The organism is Vibrio sp. 2033 (assembly GCF_033339735.1).
On sequence record NZ_JAWOVC010000009.1, the window covers coordinates 68,776 to 86,511 of the forward strand.

A 17,736-nucleotide genomic window follows, 5' to 3' on the forward strand; every position below is an offset into this window, starting at 1 on the left:
AGATGAAATGATGAAAAAATTACTTGTCGCAGTTTTATCTGTAGGTGCGTTAGTGACAGGCATTGCGCAAGCTGAGTTGGATAATCCAGGTGGTATTGGAGGTCTAGAATCTTTACGTGGAATGTCTCAATTGGAAGATACGCGTCCAGCAGACGAGTTCAAAGACTTCCCTAAAGATCAAATTGTTGAAGACAGCTATGTTTATCAACCACCGTTGATCCCACACAGCATTCGTCACTACGAAATTTCGTTAAATGCTAACAAGTGTCTTGCATGCCATAGCTGGAAAAATGCAAAAGAGTCAGGTGCGACTAAAATTAGCGTAACGCACTATGTAAACAGAGAAGATGCGGTACTGGCAGATATGTCTCCTCGTCGTTACTTCTGTTTGCAATGTCACGTTCCACAAACGGATGCAAAACCACTAGTGGAAAACGAGTTTAAGGCAGTCGATTCGCTTCAGTAATTGAAACGCGAGTACTAAGAGGTTACTTATGAAAATACTTAAAGCGTTTTGGAAGAGACTGTCGAGCCCGAGTAAAGCTGCCGCTGGTGTGGTTTTATTTCTAGGCTTCGCTGGTGGCCTTCTATTTTGGGGCGCATTCAACACAGGTATGGAAGCAACCAACACAGAAGAATTCTGTTCTGGCTGTCACGCGCCGATCGTTGCTGAAATTCAAGAAACAATTCACTACTCCAACCGTTCTGGTGTTCGTGCGATTTGTTCAGACTGTCACGTTCCTCATGAATGGACGGATAAGATCGTTCGTAAAGTACAGGCATCTAAAGAGCTATTTGCACACTTCGTAACGAAGACGATCGATACGCCAGAGAAGTTCCAAGAGCGTCGTGGACACCTCGCAGAGCGAGAGTGGGCACGTATGAAAAAGAATGACTCTCTTGAATGTCGTAACTGTCATGAGTTTGATTTCATGGATTACTCTCAGCAAGGATCACGTGCGGCAGAACAGCACTCCACCGCTCTAGCCTCAGGCGAGAAAACATGTGTAGACTGTCACAAAGGTATTGCGCACAAACTACCAGACATGAGCGGCGTTGAAGGCTGGCACTAAGGAGACTTACCATGAGTACATTAGAATCTGTAATTTGGCATATCCTTGGCTACAGTGCTATGCCAGTGATTATTCTTTCCGGCTTTGTGGCGGTAGCAGCAATCTCTCTCTGGCTGCTGTCATTTGGTAAGGATAAAGAGGTGTAACGTAACGCATCTCTACTCGTCAACTAGCCTATTTGTTGACACTGAGCGCCGAGCAAATGCTCGGCGCTTTTTATTTATTAATCAATGGTACTTGCCAACAACAAACAAGCAATCATACATAAAAAAAGCGACCATAAAGGCCGCTAAGATTTACTGCTATAGGGAGTCGTTTAAGATTCTTTTACTGGCAGAACCTGTTTGACGTATTGTCCTGGCGCCTCATCAATAACCGGATGGTTTTCTGAGCCAATAGGGAAAGGCTCAACTTGCTCTTTAGGGTTGAATTGGAGTAACCACTCGTTCCAGTGTGTCCACCACGATCCCTCTTTGTGTTCCGCGTTATTCAACCACTCATCAGCAGAGTCATCCAAATTATCGTTCAACCAATAACCATACTTATTTTTAGCTGGAGGGTTCACGATGCCCGCAATATGACCAGATTCACCGAGGACAAACGTTTTGTTACCACCCGTGTTCAGCGCACCACGGTAAGTTCCCTGCCATAACGCAATGTGGTCTTCTTTCGTTGACACAAAATAGCTAGGAATTTTGATCTTATTTAGATCAATCCATACTCCACCAATTTTGACGCCTTTATCTTGCACCAGCTTGTTCTCTAAATAGAGCTCGCGAAGCAAGAAATTGTGAGATGCAGCGCTGACGTTGGTGCTATCGCTATTCCAGTACAACAAGTCGAAATCAACCGGACTGTTACCCTTCAAGTAATTGTCGACGTAGTAGTTCCAGTACAAGCTGTTTTCACGCAGTAAACTAAACGTCACGCTTAAGGAACGGCCGTCCATATACCCTTTTGCGTTATTTTGCGCTTCAATTGCACTAACAATGGTGTCATTGATATACGCGCCGACTTCACCTGGTTGAGAGAAGTCGAGCAACGTGGTGAAGAAAGTGGCAGACTTAATGCGCTTCTTCATACGTTTTGCAGCGTAGTAGGCAACCGTGCTTGCTAAAACAGTACCACCGATACAATAACCAGCAGCATTGATTTGCTCTTGTCCTGTTATATCTTCAATTGCAGCGACGGCTTTCACTACGCCTTCTGTCACGTAGTCACCAAACTCTATGTGCGCTTGTGCCTTGCCTGGATTGCGCCAAGACATCATAAATACACTATGCCCCTGCTCTAACAACCATCGAACCATTGAGTTCTTTGCTGTTAAATCAAGGATGTAGTATTTATTGATGAAAGGTGGGACGATGAGCAGCGGCGTCGCATTCACTTTCTCTGTTAAAGGTCGATATTGAATCAACTCAAACAATTCGTTTTGAAAAACCACATTGCCCTGTGTCGTCGCAACGTCATCTCCCACGCGGAATGCATTGTTATTCGTCATACGAATTTTTAAAATGTCTGCGCTCGACTCAACGTCTTCTTTCAACTGCTCTAAGCCTGCCAGTAAGTTTTGACCGTTTTGCTCAAGTGTCAGCTTCAAAAGCTCTGGGTTAGTGGCGATGAAGTTGGAAGGAGAAAGGGCGTTAATGGCTTGGCGAGAGAAAAAAATAATACGTTCTTTCGTCTTTTCATCTAAGCCTTCCAAAGACTCGATGGTGTCCAGATAGGTCTTACTAAATAAAAGGTAGGATTGTTTGATGAAGCTATACATGGCTTCATTTTGCCACGCTTCGTTTGAGAAACGCTTATCCCCTTTTTCAGCTTCGACGATTTGTGCTTGGTTCCCTGCCAATGCAACATTCTGCCAAATTTGCAGCTGCTGTTCCCACCACTGTGCTTGCAGCTTTAAAATCGCAGCAGGCTGATTCGCAGCTTGTTCGAACAGTTTGGCAGTATCCTCAAAGTTCACTTCTTGCATGGCCTTGTTTAAAGGAGAGTTCACGACTGCCTTGTTCACTTCGAAATCATGCCACCACTGATGATTGGTTTCCTGAAGCTTCACAAGATAGTCCGAAAAGAAGTGTTGAAACATAGTCTTACTCCTATATTCGGAAAAAACAACGCCGCCCAAATCTAGGGGCGGCGAGAATCGGACAAATTACGCTGGAGTAACAGTCTTTAGATTTTCCGAAGTCATTTTCTCAACGTCTTCTTTGAACTCTTTTGCAATCGCTTGAAGCTTGTTGCTGTCATCCATCATTTGTTGAGAAAGTTTAGTAAGTACGCTTAGTTGCTGACTGTTGAAAGCAGTCAATGACGTTACGTCTTTGATTTCTGTCGCTGCTTTCATCTGGTTTAGACCCACTTCACTGTATGTGCGAATGGCGTTCAATTGAAGCTCGGTCAACACTTCTACGTTTTTTGTCACTAGCTTGTTGAACTTCAAGTAAGGTTCTAGATTTTTTTCAGTTTGATCGCTAAATGTTTTGAAGAAATCTGTGTACATGGTTTGTCTCCTAGAGAAAGAATTAAAAATGTCCGTTTAAATAATTACTTAACTGTCTTTACAACCACAGCCGTGCCCATGCCGCCGCCCACACAAAGTGAAGCAACGCCATATTGACCATTTTGTTTATGAAGCTCGTGAACCAGCGTGACTAAGATTCGGTTTCCAGATGCACCAAGCGGGTGTCCTAGCGCGATAGCACCACCGTTAAAGTTCGCTTTATCTTGAATCGCGTTAACTGGAACTTGGTTTGTTTCCGCCAACTGATGAATCACGCCAAGTGCTTGCGCTGCAAATGCTTCGTTTAACTCGTAAACGTCGATATCATTTACTGTGAGTTCTGCTTTTTCGAGTGCTTTATTGACCGACTCAACAGGACCTAGGCCCATGATCTTCGGATCAAGACCCGATTGCGCGTAGCTTACGATCTCAGCAAGCGGCGTTAATCCATGCGCTTTAACTGCGCTTTCAGACGCCACGATAATCGCACTCGCGCCATCGTTAATACCTGATGCATTACCCGCAGTCACAGTGCCTTCGCGGTCAAAAGCAGGACGTAGCTTGCTTAAGGCTTCCATTGTCGCGTTCGCTTTTGGGTATTCATCCGTATCAAACATCACGGTTTCACGGCGTTGCTTTACTTCCACTGGCACAATTTCGTCTTGAAATTTGCCAGCTTCGATAGCGGCTACCGCTTTCTGTTGGCTAGAAAGCGCGTATTCGTCTTGCTGCTGGCGAGTTAAGCCGATTTGTTTTGCTAAATTTTCTGCCGTCACACCCATGTGATATTGGTTGTAAACATCGGTTAAACCGTCCGCTACGAGTAGATCTTTTAGCTCCAGATTGCCCATTTTGTTGCCATCACGAATGCTGCTTGGTGCGGCAAACGGAATCTGAGACATGACTTCAACACCCGCTGCAACAACGATCTCAGCATCGCCACTACGGATATGGGACACGGCATCCATGACCGTTTTCATGCCACTACCGCAAACCATGTTTACGCCATATGCAGGAACAGATTCAGGAATCCCCGCAAACAGTGCCGCTTGGCGGCCAACACCCATTCCTTGACCTGCACCAACAACGTTGCCAACAATCACTTCGTCAACCTTGTCGCCAGGCAACTTTGCCGCTTCCAACGCGCCTTTAATCGCTACTGCTGCCAGATCGCCAGCAGAAGTATTTTTCAGGCTGCCACCAAAAGCACCAATTGGAGTACGCTTCGCCGCTACGATAAATACTTTTTCCATCATCTTCTCTCCTTAGTGCATGTATAGGCCGCCGTTCACCGACAAAGTCTCTCCGGTGATGTAGGCGCCCGCATCGCTGACCAAGAAGCTCACTGATGCTGCAATTTCTTCTGGTGTCGCAAGACGTTTCATTGGAATTTGGTTCGTGATGGATTCCAGCACTTCTGGCTTCATTTGCTCAACCATTGGCGTACCCGTGTAACCCGGAGCGATAACATTAACTGTCACACCCGAGCGAGCACCTTCGTATGCTAAGGCTTTAGAGAAACCGATCATCCCAGCTTTCGCCGCCGAGTAGTTTGCTTGACCAAACTGCCCTTTTAGACCATTGACTGAAGAGATATTGATGACACGACCACCACCTTTTTCGCACATTGCTGCGAATAGGGGTTGCGTAACGTTGAATAAACTATTGAGGTTGGTATTGATGACATCATTCCAAGCTTGCGCAGTCATCTTTTTAAACACGCCATCACGTGTGATTCCTGCGTTGTTGACAACAACATCAATGGTTCCTTCCTCCCCAAGCAATTGCGCCAATTTCTCTGCACACTCTGTCGTGTTTGTTACATCCAACTCAAAAAGGCGAACCTGATCTTTGGTAAACCCTTTGCTGTTGAACCACTCCAGCGCACATTCGTAGTTACCTGTGAAATATGTAGCAATTACACGGTAACCGTCATTAACTAATTGAGAGGAAATAGCAGAACCAATTCCGCCTTTTGATCCAGTGATCAAAGCGACTTTCTTCATTGAAGACTCCATTCTTAACGGCATTTAAAAAGCAAACTTAATACACTGATGAAATAGTTCACCAACTGACGTGTTTATTTATTCTTTTGACAACCAATCCCGTGCTGCCTTTATTTTAAGTTAACCTAGAAATATTACATTTCAAATAAAAAACTCACCCAATTGCATAAGATTGATTTAGATCTCATTACCCGTGAAATGTTATAAAATGGTTAATTTTACATAAGTCATTGTTTTAAATCACACTTCCACAAAAGCCACACCAACAGAAATAGAAACATAATTATTAAATATCATGCACTTACATACAGAATGGTAGACGTTACATTATGTCATGATTTAAGATCTGAATTTTAAGCCTATATGATTACAACAAACTTGAGATTAGAATAATAATTCAATTATCAGTAAAAATAATTATCAAACATATCATTTAATTACTGCATTTAATGATAGTTTAGTTATCAATTCGATTATTTTAATACAGTGATGATTAATACCGATAAAATATTTTAAATTAAATATATTTAATCTAAAAATGATATAAGAGCTTGTCTCATACTGGTGCAATACGCACTATTATGACGCATAGATTAAAATATAATTTCATTTTAAATTTATATATTCGAAGAACATCAACTAGCTACTAGTGAAAGTAATCGTTCGCTTTGTAGTAGCATCCTTTTCCACTTTGCACTATCTTTGTGGCTTCTCTTTAATCACTAAATCATCAACAGATATGAATCTTGCATTGCTCAGTATGTTCATCCCTACTTTCTTTTTTGTCTCAATCACGCCTGGTATGTGCATGACTCTCGCCCTAACGTTAGGTATGAGTATCGGTTATCGTCGCACGTTATGGATGATGATAGGAGAACTTCTCGGTGTCGCGCTGGTGTCAGTCTCTGCGGTGTTAGGTATCGCTGCGATTATGCTCAATTATCCTTGGATGTTTATCGCGTTAAAGTTCATTGGTGGCGGTTATTTACTCTATCTTGGTGTTGAAATGTGGCGATCGCGAGGGAAACTTGCGATTAATGTCGACAACTTAGAAACACCAAAGAGTGACAATATCGCACTGATCATGCAAGGCTTCGTTACCGCAATCGCAAACCCAAAAGGCTGGGCATTTATGATTTCTCTTTTACCGCCTTTTATAGACCAAAACGCAGCGCTTGCACCGCAATTGATCATACTTGTCTCCATTATTTTACTGTTTGAGTTCATTTGCATGTCTCTGTACGCTACTGGTGGTAAAGGGTTGAAACACGTATTAGGTCAGTCTAAGAATGTACGTCTAATGAACCGTATCGCAGGCACTTTAATGATGGGAGTTGGTGTCTGGTTGCTACTAAGCTAAGGCAAACTGGAAACAATGAAAAATATTCTGAATAAAATCGCTAAAGTCATGGGTGAAGTATTGGACTTTCAAGCCCGAGTTTGGGTTGTGAACGTCTATAGCGGTGAGCATAAAGGCGAGTCTTATGTCGTTAATGAAGATGCTTTCTCTGTACCTCTTCAGTGGATGAAGAAGAAAGGCTACCAAGAGTCGATGTTGAATAAAGTCGAAGCAATGAAGCGCTCACAAGTCTTAGAGTTCGATTTGGGACGAGTAAAACATCGTCTGATGCGCGTGAAATAAGCACAAAAAAAGCGCCACTCAAAATGAGTGGCGCAAGCACTTTTACCTTAAAAGAACGATGCTATGGCGCAGCGTCGATCTCAACAGGCAGATAATGTTTCGGCTCCAGTTTCAACCACTCAGGCAGCACAGTACCAATCGAAATCGAAGACCATGTCCCCGACAGAACTCCAATAAACATGGCGGTTGAGAAACCAGCCAAAGGCGCTCCTCCCATAATCCATAATGCGCCAACAGTGATCAATGTCGTACCGGATGTCACCATAGTGCGTGAAAACGTCGCGATAACAGCTTGATCATTGATGTCTTCTGTTTTCCAACCCTGTTTCGCAATCAACAGCTCACGGATTCGGTCTGCAATGATGATCGAGTCATTCAATGAGTAACCTAAAATTGCTAACACAGCAGCAAAAACGGTTAAGTTGAACTCCATTTGAGTAATTGCAAAGAAGCCAAGCACTAAGATCACATCATGGGCCAAAGCAAACAGTGAACCACTCGCTAAACGCCACTCAAAACGGAAACACAAGTAACCGAGAATACTCAACACACAAATCAACAATGCTAGGCCACCTTGTTCAAACAAGTCTTGGCCAACTTGAGCGCCAACTATACTGTTGCTGACAACATCAACTTGGTGAGAGATTGGCTTCAACACCTCTTCTACACTTGGCAACGTTTGTCCATTTTCCGGCGCGGAGTAACGAATCACCCAACGGCCATCTTCACCAGATCGTGTCACTGACGCAGATTCACCAAGCTTTGGTTGCAGAACGTCAAGCAGATCATGGTTAGTTAGCTGCTTATCTACCTTTACTTCTGTCACCATACCGCCAGTGAAGTCCAAACCTAGGTTCAATCCTTTAAAGCCTAGAGCGACGATCGCGATCACCGTTAAAATGATGGAAACTAGCGTAGTAAAGTAGCGAATTTTACGAATATTTTGTTTTAGCATTTCGACCATGATTAAACCCTCACATCACGACGGGCATCGCGGCCCCAAATTAAATTGATCATTGCTCGAGAGGCAAATACGCCTGTAAACATACTGGTTAACAAACCTAATCCGAGTGTTAAGGCAAAGCCTTGGATTGGGCCATTACCGATGGCGTACAAAATCACGGCGGTGATCATGGTAGTAATGTTGGCATCAAGGATGGTCGAGAATGCGCTGTCAAAGCCAAGATCAATCGCTTGAGCGAAGCTGCGGCCTTCACGCATTTTGTCCTTAATACGTTCAAAGATAATAACGTTGGTGTCTACTGCCATACCGACGGTTAACACTAAACCGGCAATACCCGGAAGCGTTAGAACCGCTCCTGGTAACAAGGCGATTAAGCCAAGCAAACAAAGCATGTTGGCGCAAAGCGCCACGTTCGCTACCCAACCTAAGCGGCGGTACCAAAGTGCCATAAAGGTCAGTGTTAGTCCCATACCTAAAGCCAGTGCTGTAAAACCGTTTTCAATGTTTTCTGCACCCAGAGAAGCACCGATTGTTCGCTCTTCCACAATAGTAACCGGCGCGGTCAGTGACCCCGCGCGAAGCAATAGCGCCAACTGCTGCGCATCGTCCATGCTACCTGCCCCAGTAATACGGAACTGGCTACCAAGCTGAGATTGAATAGTCGCGACGCTGATAACGCGCTCACTACGCTCAGTTACACCGCGATCGTTTGTTTTGTATTCACGGTAAACGGTCGCCATTGGCTTGCCGATGTGAGTTGCTGAGAAGTCACTCATTTTCTTACCACCAGCGTGGTCAAGAGAAATATTGACTTCTGACATGCCCATTTTGTCGACACCAGCACGAGCGTTCACGATGTGCTCGCCCGTTAGAACTGGTCGTTTTGACAAAATCACAGTACGACCATCATTATCTTGAAGAACAAGATCTTGGCTGCTGTGTGCTTGGCTCGCATCTTTCACTTCATAAAACGCCAAGCTTGCTGTTGCACCAATAACGTTTTTCGCTTGAGCAGGATCTTGTACACCAGGGAGCTCAATTCGAATGCTCTCTTTACCTTGGCGTTGCACTAGTGCTTCTGTGATACCAAGTTCTTCAATACGACCACGCATGATCTTCAGGTTTTGTTGAAGAGTCGACGATTGAAATTCTTGGATATTTTGTTCACTCGGTTCAAGCACAAAGCCACGAGATGAACTTTTTGAAATCCAGCCCGGGTAATTTTGACGCAAGAACTTGTTCACTTCCGACAATGCTTGCTCGCTGTCACTGTTTACCGTAATTCGGTTGCCGCTTTCTGCTCGAACTTGCACACCACGAACACGTTGATCACGTAGGTTCGCTTTGATTTCATCAATCAATGCATCACGTTGTTCTTCAAACGCTTTATTCACATCAACATTCAACAAGAACTGAACGCCACCACGAAGGTCAAGACCGAGCTTAATTGGGCTAAAGCCCATCTCATTCAACCATTCTGGCGCAACCGATACGTATGAGAAAGTGATGCTGTCGTCTTTATTTAGCTCTTTGTTTAACAACGCACGAGCTTTACTTTGCGCATCTTCACCATCGAATACAATGGTTGTTTTGCCGTCTTTTTCGATGATTTTGTCGGCTGAAATATGGTTGGTTTTTAGCAGTTGATTCAGATGAACAACCGACATTTCACTGTTGTTTTGCTCCGAAAACGTCAACTGGATAGAAGGCTGTTCGCCAAACCAAGTTGGTATAGCACTTAGGGTTAAAATAATGACCGTCGTGATTAATACTACATATTTCCAAGCTGAGTAGTGATTCATCAGCTTTCTGTTCTTTTGCTGCTTTGGTGTTTTTTTCATGTAAACATCATCCCTTCACGATGAAGTGAAGCTTTTAATAACAAGGCTTAACACACGACAGATGCTCCCAGAATAAATTCAGGGTATGAAATGCTCAGAACGCTCACGTCCTGTCGAATACAATCGTCGTGTTAAGAGTGCACAATGGTGCAAATAAATGGTGTTTAGGCAGAAAACTGACTATTGAGTGCGACGTACATGGCATTGGTCTCTTTCCAACCAGAAATGCGATGATCGCTTGTGAAATGATAAAATGTGGACTGGTTGTGACGCCAGTTAATGTCCATCAAGCTGTATGCGTAACCCGCATCAGCGTAAAACGGAGTAGTGAGATCGCCGACAAAATCTACGTGCTCGTCATCAAGCCCTTCCCGTAAGTAAGACGTCCAACGCTGAGAGTTAAACAAAGCAACGGAATCGAGACTTGCATGGCCTTCAGATACTGGAGATTGAGAGCTTTCTTCTGAAACTTCAGAAAAATCGACGGAAGAGTTTGGCGATACACTTACGGCTACAAAAGGTTGTAGCTTAGAAAAGTGCGGTACGTGAGCCTTGTGGTCGATTTGCGCAGCAGATACATGCACTGGTAGCAATACCATTGCAAATAGCAGCAAAATCAACTTTCTTAGGTAAATCCAAGGCATAGGAACTCACTAAAAACACAAAGAGCCAAGTTAGGTCACTTGACTCGTTGATAGTATTCCTATTGATTATGGTTCACAACTAAAAAGTTATAAATCTCTGATTTCAGGTTTGCATCGTTATTGCATTTATCAAAACGTCTTTAGAAAACTAGTGTAATTGGTGGTGAGTTATCGATAAAAAATATCGCCCTTATCAACATCTAAGTAGATCTTGTTCTCTTGCTCCAAACCGCCACAATAGATGAAGTAAACGTTGCGCTTTTTGAACGTCACAGAACGAACCCAGCCTCCGAGCTCCTCAAAATCACTCGGATCACAGGTTTCATCGTCTAACAATTGCTGTGTTTTCTTACGGAAAATATCCAAGTGAACTTTTAAATCATCCGACTTCTGTAGGTATTCATCCAATATCTCTAAGCGCTCTTGCTCTTTAATAACTGGCTCTGCATCAGATAACCCTTCAGCATTCAACCATTCGGCTTTTTCTTCTCCACCCTCTTCATAGACAAGATAGCCGGAGATTCGGTACCACCCATCTACTTTTTCTAACACCGATACTTTTTCTCCCTTATAGAGCGTATCGACAACTAAAGCATTAGGGTTAGGCTTGTTGTAAACATTGACACGACGCTCAATAACGTAGTACTCGGTAACTTCCGGGGGAACGGCTTCTAAATCCAGAATCGGTTTGGATGTTTCTTTTTGCAGTGACGATTGCTCGACTTGTGTAGTCTTTGGTGCTTCAGGTTCATCTTTCTGCATAAAGAAGAAATAGTATCCAGCCCCCGCTCCGCCGAGCAACAGCATGACAATCAATGCGACGAGAATTTTCTTCATGCCCTTTTCCTTTTCATTCTTTATTCTTATCCCACCAGCAGCACGCATGTCGTAGAAATTTGGGTATATACTCAAAAGAGCAGGTCAACTAACGCGAGCAATAATGATCAACAGACTCAATTGGATACTACTATTTCTTCTGTTCCCGATAACGGGGCACGCCAATATTCAATGTAACCCATCGTCGTGGAATGACAATCTTACCCAATTCAATCGTTTAGAGTCCAATTACAATCAGCATGTTGAGGTATTCAATACACTTTTGACCGAACATAAACAGCGTCAGTTATTGTCCGAAACCTTTTCACTGCATGAGCTCGTGCTACTTTGGCGTGCCAAGTCGAACCAAAATGTGTTCAAAGCGCAATTAAAAGCATCGATTCAATACAAAGAAGAGCTCACAACTAAAGCGAATCAGCTGCTTAAATTGAGCACACAATCCCAATGGTCAGCAAATGGGTGGGAGATACTGGCCCAGAAGTGCCGCGAGTCAAACAAAACAGCCAATCAAATAACTGCGGAATGGTATAACACCAACGCTTTGGAACTTGCTGAAGATTACAAGCGCCTCTCTTCACAATATCAAACTCTGTCACAAGTCTATGATAAAGAAGCTCGAGCGCTTCAATACGCTCAAGATGTTTCGAAGTAAAAACAGAGCCAGTTTTGAATAGACGATGTTGGTTTTTCACTCCAATATTGGACGTTATTCGTGCTTTTTATCTTTCCTTAGTCGTGAATGATATCAAATGTAAATAATGGGATTGTTCCCTTTGACAAACTTGACTAAACCATGACCAAGACAATCAATTTATAGAGACATACGTCACATTAATGCTTTACTTATGGACATTTTTTGGTTAGTTTAGCCATTAATAAAATTTAATAAAAAGTCACATTTGGCTGGAGATGATGCTACAAACATGGTTATCAATCGATTAAGTAACAGGGAATGTCCTAATGCTACCAAAGCCAAGTTTTTGTCAGTAGTTAGGCACGTAAAAGAGTTCGGTTCAATCAGTGATTTGGATCTGTGTAAAATCTTCGGAGAAACAATATGGAGTGATGGGAGGGAATACCATTCAGCCGCGTTCTCATTCAAGGTTGATAGATACACAGGTAACTGTGAAATCTCACAATACAAAAACCAATAAGGCTTAAGAATTTATAACGCGGAGTCAGGAAACGGACTTCGCTTTTTTGATCATGGCAATCGTAAAGTCGTGCTCGGAGTACCCCTCAATCAATCGTGTATTCGGACACAGCAACCGACAATAGCGAAAGACACCTTCTTTATTGTGCGACGCTAACATTTTCATGCTGGGTAGTTTGGATTCATCCAACAAGTTAAACACACAACCTTTCTCTGTCGCTCGGTACATTTTATCAATCATTTCAATGGTATGATTTGGGTTGGTGGATTGATAGTTCAATGATCCGGAAGCAAAAACAAAGTCGCAACGAGGCAATACCAACGTTGAAAAGTCGCCACATATAAACTTACTTTGCGTACGAAAATCTCGTTTTCTGGCTTCAGAGATAAACTGTTTTTGCTGATCAATGCCAATATAGCTTTGAGGAAGCCCCCCCGTAAGTTCGATAAACGCTAACAAGTCTCCGTAGCCGCACCCAATATCTAAAATACTTGAACCGTCTAACGTTAACCCTCGGCACAACGCCTCAAAACGGCTGATCTGACTATACTTATCTGCCCATCCCAGAGTTCGGGCTCTGTCTTTACCAAACTGTCTATATCGCTTTCGATGATAGTGGGCAATCTTAAGTCTATCGAAAAATTTCATCTTTCTTATGCATAAATCGGCAAACTGCCATTTCCTTTCACTTGTCTAATCGCCAGGTGGGTATGAATATCTTTCACATTTTCTAATCGCTGTAACTTTCTAGTAAATGTTTCATAACCAGCGAGATCTTTACTGACCACCTCTAACAGGTAATCATAGGCCCCTGATACGACATGGCATGAGATCACTTCATCCATCTCAACAACGGCATGTTCAAACTCATCAATCGAAGAAGCTTGGTGGTTATTTAAACTCACTTCAACAAATACAGTCATCGCGATGCCTACAGTGTCTCTGGACACAATAGCTCGATAACCACTTATTACACCTTCCTGCTCCAAACGCTTAATGCGTCTTGCACAAGGTGATGCCGATAGCCCTACTTGGTCAGCAAGTTCTGCCGTTGTCAGAGTGGCATCCTTCTGCATTAGGTTGATAAGTTGCCTGTCAATTTTATCCATTTATTCTTCCGTGCCTTTAATCACCAACAATTAACACTTATACGCAATTTATCACCAACATCAAGCCTAATTACGTCAAACTTTGCCTCCCTTTGGCAAGAGTTTTATTCAACAATTAACACATCATTTACAAATGGACATGTCGATAATGATCTTGGGATACGCAGCTATATTAACGACCTTACTACTTTGGTCTGGTTTCTTTATTTCTTTAAAAGGGGGCGCAATTTCTGCCTTGCAGCCAGCCGATATCGCGTTAGTTCGCTTTCTAATCCCAAGTATAATTTTATTACCATTTGTGATTAAGCATAAACAGTCGCTGCGCGTCGTGCCTAAACGCTACCTGGTTGGTGTTGTGGTTGGAAGCGGCCTTCCCTATCTTCTGGTCGTCGGAACGGCTATGCATTTCGCTCCCGTGGCGCACGGCAGTGCATTAGTACCTGGCACTTTGCCATTGTTTGTTTCTGCTATCGCGGTACTTTGTTATCAACAGTCGCTGAGTGCTCACCGCTTAATAGGGCTTTCTACGGTGTTGTTAGGGATTTTCGTATTCCTTCTTTCTAATAGCGGCGCAGAGTACAACTGGTCTCAATTACAAGGGCATATCCTGTTTCTAACTGGCAGCATCATGTGGGCTGCTTTCACCATCAGCGCTCGTGTCGCCAATCTTAATGCACACGTTTGTGCAGGATTCGTTGCAATTGCGTCTTTGGCTCTGCTCATCATCGCCGTTGGTTTCGGGTGGGTAGACAGTTATTTGGTGGTAACACCGTTCAGCCAGTGGCCATGGGAGGAGTTATTTGGCCACGCGATGCTACAAGGTGTTGGCGCAGGTTTAATCGCTTCTTTCACTTTCATTTATGCAATTAGGATCATCGGTGCCGAAGCCAGCGCAGCTTTTGGTTCATTAACTCCAGTCGTCGCGACACTTCTTGCCGTTCCAATTTTTGGTGAACAACCAGATTCTCTCACTTGGTTAGCGCTGATGTTGGTCACATGCGGCAGTATTGTGGCAAGCCAAATCTTTATGAAAGGTGGAATGAACCAAACTTATCGCCCACCACTTCACAGATAGCGATGATTTTACAAAAACTTATGCCTTACTATCTTGAATAACAAAATGGCGTTTTGATAGCCTCAGCTTAACTAAAAATTAAAATGCCAATGTGATGCCAGCCACTCATACTAAAGATGAACTGCATAGGTTTCTCAAACCGGGAATGAAACTTTCTACTAATTTCGAATTTGGGCCTAAGGATCAATATACGTATTCCACCACCTATCTTGGGATGAAAGAAAATGCTTATTTGATTCTTGATATACCAATGCGTTTGCTTGAAGAGCAAGTGATGAGGAAACTCCCCAACGCCGATGTCATCGTGCGTGGAGTATCAGATACGGAGTTAGGCCATGTCATTGCGTTTAAGTCCAGCGTGCTGACGACGACCGTTCGACCATCCCCCCTTTTGTTTATCCGCATTCCAGGAACATTTGCAACCAAACCAGTTCGGGAACATGAGCGTTACAAGTTGCAAATGGACTGTAACGTTATTCATGCAGGGAATGTCTACGACGGTAGCCTTATCGATTTCTCTCTAGCAGGTGTTGGTATATCAACCTTGATTGAGCCCGAATTCAACGTGGGTGAGAGTGTTACCATCGAATGCCCGTTAAGCCACTATATCGGAGAAGAAAATCGATGTGTCATTGCCAACATTAAGAAATTGGTGAAGGGATGGGTAGTTGGAATTAAGTTTGCCAGTCCCATTGCGATGACTCACGAACTAAAAACAGAGTTACTGGAGCAATCCTTTCTAACCAGTAACGTCTGAACTTACTGCTCGCTAAAGCGCGTCGCCTCAAAGCTGTTGAGTATTCTGTGAACCGTATAGGTCACAAGCAGCGTCGCAACAATAGCAAACAAAATACTGCTCACGCGATACAGCGCACTGAACATTAAGTCACCATCCGGAGTAAGATATTGGCCGAACAAAATGCCTAATGTGGTTAAGCCGCCAAATCCGGCTCCCGAACCGCTAGACTCTTTCACGTGCATATAGCTGAACATCATAGCCCCAATCCAAAGCAATGGGACGATAAACAATAAGGTATCCGACCAATCGTATAATACAAGTTGTCCGACGATACCAAAGGTCACCCCCATCAAGGTTCCCATTGCTCTTTTTCGCGCATACCCTAAAGCACCGTTCCAATGCATAGGAAACAATAAAAGCAAGGTTGTCGCCTGAGCAGACATAGAGTCACTGAGGTCAAATAGCTGGAATACAAGGAAAGACATTGTAGCGATACTCGCCCCCATAAGGGCTTCATGACGCATGCGATGACTCTGTTTAGGCTGCGACGGTTTCGCTGGTGGCTGACGAGGTTCCGCATCGGGAATCAAAAATGTCACCACATAAGCAACGATCACTGAAATAACATTCGCTTGCAGATTGCTAAATATTAGGTCATTTAAGTCAGTGGTTGGATAACTCGCAAAATGCAGCATGATGCTTAAGCTCAGTACGCTGTTCGCTCCAAATAAGAATAAGCTCCCTTTTGACATACAGGCGAATTTATACAGGAACAACCCGAATGCAATGATTGTCATCATGCCAGGATGCCCACCAAATAACCCACCAAGAACACCAACTTCTAATCCACACACAACCGCTGAAAAAACCAGTTGTCGTGCGGCATGTAGACTCATGACTGGCACCATTCCAAGTAACAGCATCGGGGTTACAGTAAAGAATACGCCATAGTTCCAACCAAATACTTTACATAAAGTGAAACCAATAGTCGCACCAGTTGCAATGCGCAAACACTGACGGAAGTCGTTTTCCGACATGGGGTGGTCCCATAACTTCATATCGCCTCCTCGTTAATAAATATAATGAAGAAGACTCAAGAATTGGATCTGGCATCTCGCTAACCAGCCAGATAATGCGTTTTCTGGCAACAACTGCACGGTTGCTCGTGCCCCTGCTGGAAATGCACGCTGCTGAGGCTCATCGATAGCTAAATGTAAACGTAAGCGCTGCGCGTCTCTCACCCAACGGTTTGAGTCAGTTGGTGTTGCTAAGCGACCATCCGCATCGAACTGACCCGAGCTGACCCCGGCATCCACACTCGTAATACGAGCTTCAAATACATCACCAGGCAAGCTATCAAAAGCCACTAACGCACGGCTGTTCTGATTAAAGTGTCGTAAACTCTTTTCACGAAAGTCGGCAATGATATCCACGTCATCGGAGACTAAAGCGACAAGAGGTGTACCAGCTGCCGCATAGGCCCCCGTCTCCAGCTGCAAGTTAGCGACAACGCCATCATGTTCCGCCGAGACTTGAGTGTAAGACAGATTAAGTTCCGCTTGTTTTAGCTGGTTTTGCGCCACGCGGATATTCACGTTCGTCGCGCCTAAATCACCGCGGTTTACTTCCAACTCTTTTAAACGAGCACGTGCGGCCAGTAAGTTCGCTTTAGCTGCCGTTGCACTGCTCTGTGCGTCATCACGCTGCTGTTGCGAAGTACCATTACGGTGAAACAGGGTATTAAGACGTTTTGCTTCGCGAACTTTTTGTTCCGCCACGATTTTACTCGCTTCAACGTCTGCTTTTGCCGCAGCAATAGAAGCATCAAGTTGTTCGTTGTTTTGAATCACACGCTCAAGGTTAAGTTGAGCCTTTTCTACGGCAAGCTGATAAGGCTGGGGATCAATCTGAAATAGTAGATCGCCTTGGCTTATTTCTTGGTTGTTGGCAACATAAAGATGTGTAATCTGCCCACTCACACGGGGGGCCACTTTAGTTACCACACGCGTTGCCATTGCCTGAGGCGTCAACGGCATGGCGAGATCTGCAACTAGAAAATAGGCAAAGACAAGGACAAACGCGACGCAAGAATATTTGATCCAACGTGCGAATTTTTGATCTGGAGTCATAGGCGTTTACTTCTCTT

At 43.8% G+C, this 17,736-nt stretch carries 20 protein-coding genes; 8 read left to right on the forward strand and 12 right to left on the reverse strand.

Annotated elements, in window-relative coordinates; all coding sequences use genetic code 11:
* Positions 1 to 10: 10 nt before the first annotated feature.
* From R7P74_RS13540 to R7P74_RS13550, 3 genes are read left to right on the forward strand one after another with little or no spacing between them, the layout of a single operon-like run.
* Positions 11 to 466: a nitrate reductase cytochrome c-type subunit gene (locus R7P74_RS13540; protein WP_005389061.1), complete on the forward strand. Its 456-nt coding sequence runs from the start codon at positions 11 to 13 to the stop codon at positions 464 to 466.
* A gap of 28 nt (positions 467 to 494) precedes the next feature.
* Positions 495 to 1,073 (forward strand): NapC/NirT family cytochrome c, encoded by a 579-nt coding sequence (locus R7P74_RS13545; protein ID WP_005373542.1) that lies wholly within the window; start codon positions 495 to 497, stop codon positions 1,071 to 1,073.
* Positions 1,074 to 1,084: 11 nt separating this feature from the next.
* Positions 1,085 to 1,219, forward strand: a complete 135-nt coding sequence (locus R7P74_RS13550; protein WP_005373546.1) for a TIGR02808 family protein — start codon at positions 1,085 to 1,087, stop codon at positions 1,217 to 1,219.
* A gap of 170 nt (positions 1,220 to 1,389) precedes the next feature.
* Here the strand turns inward: R7P74_RS13550 and phaC are convergent, their stop codons facing one another.
* The 4 genes from phaC to R7P74_RS13570 all read right to left on the reverse strand — a co-directional run bounded on the left by phaC (position 1,390) and on the right by R7P74_RS13570 (position 5,585).
* Positions 1,390 to 3,165: a class I poly(R)-hydroxyalkanoic acid synthase gene (gene phaC, locus R7P74_RS13555; protein ID WP_017819891.1), complete on the reverse strand. Its 1,776-nt coding sequence runs from the start codon at positions 3,163 to 3,165 to the stop codon at positions 1,390 to 1,392.
* Positions 3,166 to 3,231: 66 nt separating this feature from the next.
* The gene (locus tag R7P74_RS13560; protein ID WP_005373550.1) at positions 3,232 to 3,579 is read right to left on the reverse strand and encodes a phasin family protein; all 348 of its coding nucleotides are present in this window, start codon (positions 3,577 to 3,579) and stop codon (positions 3,232 to 3,234) included.
* A gap of 44 nt (positions 3,580 to 3,623) precedes the next feature.
* The gene (locus tag R7P74_RS13565) at positions 3,624 to 4,832 is read right to left on the reverse strand and encodes an acetyl-CoA C-acetyltransferase (protein ID WP_318122920.1); all 1,209 of its coding nucleotides are present in this window, start codon (positions 4,830 to 4,832) and stop codon (positions 3,624 to 3,626) included.
* 12 nt (positions 4,833 to 4,844) lie between these two features.
* On the reverse strand, positions 4,845 to 5,585 hold the full coding sequence (locus R7P74_RS13570) for an SDR family oxidoreductase (protein WP_005373555.1): 741 nt from the start codon (positions 5,583 to 5,585) through the stop codon (positions 4,845 to 4,847).
* 739 nt (positions 5,586 to 6,324) lie between these two features.
* Between R7P74_RS13570 and R7P74_RS13575 the strand changes: the two genes are divergently transcribed.
* Positions 6,325 to 6,945 carry a LysE family translocator gene (locus tag R7P74_RS13575; RefSeq protein ID WP_021035942.1) on the forward strand — a complete coding sequence of 207 codons (621 nt, stop codon included), beginning with the start codon at positions 6,325 to 6,327 and terminating at the stop codon, positions 6,943 to 6,945.
* A gap of 15 nt (positions 6,946 to 6,960) precedes the next feature.
* Complete coding sequence (locus tag R7P74_RS13580; protein ID WP_318122912.1) at positions 6,961 to 7,227, forward strand: hypothetical protein; 267 nt, start codon at positions 6,961 to 6,963, stop codon at positions 7,225 to 7,227.
* 61 nt (positions 7,228 to 7,288) lie between these two features.
* Here R7P74_RS13580 and secF read toward each other — a convergent pair whose 3' ends face one another.
* The 4 genes from secF to R7P74_RS13600 all read right to left on the reverse strand — a co-directional run bounded on the left by secF (position 7,289) and on the right by R7P74_RS13600 (position 11,513).
* Entirely contained in the window at positions 7,289 to 8,191 is a 903-nt protein-coding gene (gene secF, locus R7P74_RS13585) for a protein translocase subunit SecF (protein ID WP_318122913.1), read from the reverse strand.
* Between the two features lie 2 nt (positions 8,192 to 8,193).
* Positions 8,194 to 10,032 carry a protein translocase subunit SecD gene (secD, locus tag R7P74_RS13590; protein ID WP_318122914.1) on the reverse strand — a complete coding sequence of 613 codons (1,839 nt, stop codon included), beginning with the start codon at positions 10,030 to 10,032 and terminating at the stop codon, positions 8,194 to 8,196.
* A 164-nt stretch (positions 10,033 to 10,196) separates the two neighbouring features.
* Positions 10,197 to 10,676 carry a hypothetical protein gene (locus R7P74_RS13595; RefSeq protein WP_005373572.1) on the reverse strand — a complete coding sequence of 160 codons (480 nt, stop codon included), beginning with the start codon at positions 10,674 to 10,676 and terminating at the stop codon, positions 10,197 to 10,199.
* Positions 10,677 to 10,844: 168 nt separating this feature from the next.
* The gene (locus R7P74_RS13600; RefSeq protein ID WP_138940091.1) at positions 10,845 to 11,513 is read right to left on the reverse strand and encodes an SH3 domain-containing protein; all 669 of its coding nucleotides are present in this window, start codon (positions 11,511 to 11,513) and stop codon (positions 10,845 to 10,847) included.
* A 103-nt stretch (positions 11,514 to 11,616) separates the two neighbouring features.
* On the opposite strand from R7P74_RS13600, the gene R7P74_RS13605 reads away from it, so the two are divergent.
* Entirely contained in the window at positions 11,617 to 12,165 is a 549-nt protein-coding gene (locus R7P74_RS13605; protein WP_017635183.1) for a hypothetical protein, read from the forward strand.
* A gap of 526 nt (positions 12,166 to 12,691) precedes the next feature.
* Here R7P74_RS13605 and R7P74_RS13615 read toward each other — a convergent pair.
* The gene (locus tag R7P74_RS13615) at positions 12,692 to 13,315 is read right to left on the reverse strand and encodes a class I SAM-dependent methyltransferase (protein ID WP_054576117.1); all 624 of its coding nucleotides are present in this window, start codon (positions 13,313 to 13,315) and stop codon (positions 12,692 to 12,694) included.
* A gap of 5 nt (positions 13,316 to 13,320) precedes the next feature.
* A complete protein-coding gene (locus R7P74_RS13620; protein WP_005373581.1) occupies positions 13,321 to 13,776 on the reverse strand; it encodes an Lrp/AsnC family transcriptional regulator in 456 nt (151 codons plus the stop codon).
* A gap of 148 nt (positions 13,777 to 13,924) precedes the next feature.
* Here R7P74_RS13620 and R7P74_RS13625 point away from each other — a divergent pair, with 148 nt between their 5' ends.
* Positions 13,925 to 14,851, forward strand: a complete 927-nt coding sequence (locus R7P74_RS13625; protein ID WP_053307237.1) for a DMT family transporter — start codon at positions 13,925 to 13,927, stop codon at positions 14,849 to 14,851.
* Between the two features lie 94 nt (positions 14,852 to 14,945).
* Entirely contained in the window at positions 14,946 to 15,608 is a 663-nt protein-coding gene (locus tag R7P74_RS13630) for a flagellar brake protein (RefSeq protein WP_064369362.1), read from the forward strand.
* 2 nt (positions 15,609 to 15,610) lie between these two features.
* Here R7P74_RS13630 and R7P74_RS13635 read toward each other — a convergent pair whose 3' ends face one another.
* Both R7P74_RS13635 and R7P74_RS13640 read right to left on the reverse strand, forming a co-directional pair.
* A complete protein-coding gene (locus tag R7P74_RS13635) occupies positions 15,611 to 16,648 on the reverse strand; it encodes a DUF2955 domain-containing protein (RefSeq protein WP_225474102.1) in 1,038 nt (345 codons plus the stop codon).
* 12 nt (positions 16,649 to 16,660) lie between these two features.
* Complete coding sequence (locus R7P74_RS13640) at positions 16,661 to 17,719, reverse strand: HlyD family secretion protein (RefSeq protein ID WP_005373588.1); 1,059 nt, start codon at positions 17,717 to 17,719, stop codon at positions 16,661 to 16,663.
* Positions 17,720 to 17,736: the final 17 nt, after the last annotated feature.